2 protein-coding genes are annotated in these 3,884 nt (G+C 41.7%); both read right to left on the bottom strand.

Annotated elements, in window-relative coordinates; all coding sequences use genetic code 11:
* Window positions 1–40 precede the first annotated feature (40 nt).
* Window positions 41–1,846 (bottom strand): SusC/RagA family TonB-linked outer membrane protein, encoded by a 1,806-nt coding sequence (locus tag ACYVAA_RS22405; RefSeq protein ID WP_460546200.1) that lies wholly within the window; start codon window positions 1,844–1,846, stop codon window positions 41–43.
* A 602-nt stretch (window positions 1,847–2,448) separates the two neighbouring features.
* Complete coding sequence (locus tag ACYVAA_RS22400; protein WP_460546198.1) at window positions 2,449–3,459, bottom strand: zinc-binding alcohol dehydrogenase family protein; 1,011 nt, start codon at window positions 3,457–3,459, stop codon at window positions 2,449–2,451.
* Window positions 3,460–3,884: the final 425 nt, after the last annotated feature.

The raw sequence follows: 3,884 nt of genomic DNA, 5'->3' as shown, positions 1-3,884 counted from the left end.
ATCAGTGGAACCTTCTGACAACGGGGATAAATCAAGCTCATTACAGGATAATGTTCCTATCATCACACTTGCAAAAAAGGATATATTTGTAGTTATAGTCGTACTTCATCCGTACCACATACCCCGCATTGGCACCTTCTTCCGCTGTCCCGAAATTATCCTTTCCATCTGCTGGACCGGCAAATAGCTGATCAACGGCACCAGAAAGATACCCCCTGCGGAATGCGGACATATTTTCACTGCCATTGGTATTGAGGTTGTACACAAAGGTGGCATCCAGGCCGTGGAAACCAAATGTCCTTTTGTAATTAACACTTGTCTCGAAATAAAGCCTTTGATTATTATAAGCATTAACACTAAGCTGCGGGGGTGGCTGGTTCATCAAAGAGCCGTCTTGCATATAAAGCGGCACATTGTACTCCCAAAGTTTGCCCCAGCCATCACCATTTCGATAGTTGGCCATCGCTCCTAACCTTAAACCTTCTACACTAGGGACAGCCCAGTTGAAGGACAATTGCGTATTGATGAACTTATCCTTGGTCTTATTGTACCCGGACTCGGCGCTCGAAATGGCCAGCGGATGGTCTCCATCCCCTCCTCCGGCAAGCGTGCCATCTTGATTATAGGCCCTGTACATGGGATTGGTCTGTTGATTGATCGCTCTCCAAATACTGTACATTCCACTAAAAGGCTCCTGATAATTTTCAATACTGGCATTGATATTCATTCCAACTTCCAGGCCTATTTCCTCAAATTTGGAGGTCACATTGGAACGGATGTTCAACCTATTATAATTCACCACATCTTCTTTCAATATCCCTCCTTGGTCTGCATAACCCAGGGATACAAAGTAATTGGTCTTCTTACTGCCTCCGTTTAAGGACAGGTTATGCCTTTGCTCGGGAGCAAAATTTTTCAAGGTCAATTCTGGCCAATTATTGTCCGGATAGGTATCCAGATCACCATGCGTTCTGATAATTTCCAACTGTTCTGGTGAATAGGTAATCGGAGTACCATCATACACATTCGCTTGGTTTTGGAGCAATGCATACTCGTAGGAGTTTAACATTTCTGGTAATACCGTTGGCTGGCTGAGTTGGTAGTTATAAGAATAGTTGACATTTAGCTTGCCCTCCTCACCTCTTTTAGTCGTCACCAGTACAATACCGTTGCCTGCTTTTGAACCGTATACGGCAGTGGCAGCAGCATCCTTCAAAAAGCTGATCGTCTCAATATCATTCGAATTCAAGGTATTGAAATCCTGCTCTGTAGTGATGACTCCATCAATGACGTAAAGGGGAGCTCCCGCTCCACGAATGGAAATATTGGGTTTACTGCCCGGCCCTCCCCCATTATTTTGGACTACGAGCCCAGGAACTTGCCCCTGTAATGCTGAGCCTACATTATAAAAGGGGGTTTCTTCCAGCTTTTCTTTTCCCAAAGACGATACAGCCCCGACCATTTTTGCCTTGGTGGTGGTACCATAGCCGATAACGACCACTTCATCCAAGCCAATGTCTTCTGATTGCATGGTGACATTAATGGAGGCACTGTTTACCACTCTGATTACAGGCTCCATCCCCAAGTAGCTGAACAATAGAGAGTCACCCTTCGACGCAGCAATGGAGTATTTGCCGTCTATATCCGATATAGTTCCAGAAGTGGTTCCCTTTCGTAATACGCTTACCCCGGGAATGGATTCGCCTGTACTGCCCTCAGTAATGATTCCTGAGACTTGGATTTGCTGTGCTTTAGCAGAGGATACCAGGGAGAGGTTTGAGCCAACCGTTATTAGCAGAAGCATTCCTCGAATCAATGCCTTTAAGTTTGTAGGTTTTTGTTTCATAAATTAAGGTTTATGTTAATTAGTTTGTTCATAAAATTCCTATCATGAATTCCTCCAACGGGATCGGCTGTACCGTTAATAGGAGCTATAGCCGTGGAATGGAATAAGGCCACTTGCCTACTCCTGTATTGATTTTCAAAAAATATGGACCTAGAAGATAAAGCCTTTGAGCAGGGTGATTATAGTATTTCATGGTCTTTTGGGTTAAGATTTCTAAGCACCAAATTAGACCAAAGCCCTCTATAGACTGTGTTTGAGCGTAAAAAGGATGTATCTCAGGATAAATATCACCCAAAAATCACACTAACACGCTTTTTCGTTTACTGAACTGAAAACCAAATCCTCAAAAGCAACTTTTTCAAAAAAAAAAAGAAAGATTTGGGTCTTAAAAAATCAAATTTTTCTAATCACAAAAAAACGATTCTAATAACATTAATCGTTGTCTGCACCTTATTGGACATAGTTATACAATTAATACGGTACAGAAGTTTTCTGTACCGTATTAATTTTTACTCTTAATTAAAAATTCAGCCATTTAAGCTCATTATCAAACTTAATGGGCACTAGCTGTCTATTCTAAAACCATTAAGAAAATTTTCATTCTAAATATGCACCATGGCTTTGATCACTTTATTCGCCGGATCCAACCATGATTCGAAATTATCCTTTACTCCATCAAAATCCACTTCATGGGTAATGTAAGAAGCGGCTTTTACCTTATTTTCCTTAAGTGCGCAAAGCACATTCTCGAAATCTTCCCGTGTAGCATTTCGGCTGCTCATCAAAGTGGATTCTCTTTTGTGGAATTCAGGATGATTGAAGGAGATATCACCTTTTTGAAGACCTACTAAAACATATCTTCCCCCATGTGCCATCAAGTCAAATCCATTATGGATAGCTTTGGAACTCCCGGTAGCGTCAATCACATTCTCAGCAAAGTTCCCATGGGTAATCTCATCTATCTCATCTTTGTAATTTCCCTTTGCGTTGACCGTATGCTCCACCCCTAAAACTTCCCTGCAGAAGGCCAAGCGGTCTTCATTTATATCCATTGCAATCACCTTCCCTCCTGCTATCCGGGCAAATTCCATGACCCCAAGGCCAATGGGCCCCGCTCCCATTACCACAACAAATTCTCCTGCTACCACTCCTGCCCTTCTCACACCATGGGCGCCAATGGCCAAAGGTTCTGCTAAAGCCAATTGATTTAGACTAAGCCCTTCCTGCTTTACCAAGGAAGTCGAAGGCACAGATATATATTCTTTCATCCCCCCATCCTCATGAACACCAAAAACACTGATCTTAGCGCAGCAATTCGGTTTATCCGCTTTACAGGCAACACATTCACCACAGCTAAAATAAGGAATAATGGTCACCAAATCTCCCGGCAAAAACCCTGATGCCCCATTTACTTCCACCAGCTCTCCTGAAAGTTCATGGCCCAGTACCCTTGGATAGTTAAAATAGGGTTGCGTACCCTCATATGCATGTAAGTCTGTGCCACAAATCCCAATTCTCTTGATTTTAATAATGGCTTTTCCTTTTTCTGATTTTGGCTTTTCGGCGGAGCCATAACCAAAACTCCCAGGCTCTTCACAGGTTAATATTTTCATATGAATTATAATTTTTGTTTCACGAGTATATGATCGGGTGTGTTTTGGGAATTAGGCACGTTCATTTTTGAAGCTTAAGCCTAGGTTCTAAGGGGTAATACCTTCAAGAAATGAAAAACCATTGCCTCAAAGAGCGCAATGGTTTTTTCCTTAATAAACCCCTAATTAAAATTAATGACTAGGCATCAGGATTGCTACTGATGTGTGTAAAATCACATAAACCAAACATCTATCGAAATTTTAATTAAGTGCAATATCTGAAAAAGGCTATCATTCGACTTGTACAAATGTTCAAAAATCCGTCACATTTGTCCATAATTCCCCTTTTCGGTTGCTTTTGTGCTACTAAAAAAAAGAGGACAATATTTGTCCTCCTTTCTAATAATAAACCCCATTCAAAGGATGACGATTCATCAATCATCCCA

It is taken from the genome of Echinicola sediminis, assembly GCF_054777495.1.
The sequence above is the reverse complement of the archived record's forward strand: the minus strand, read 5'-3'. Positions and strand labels throughout refer to the sequence as shown.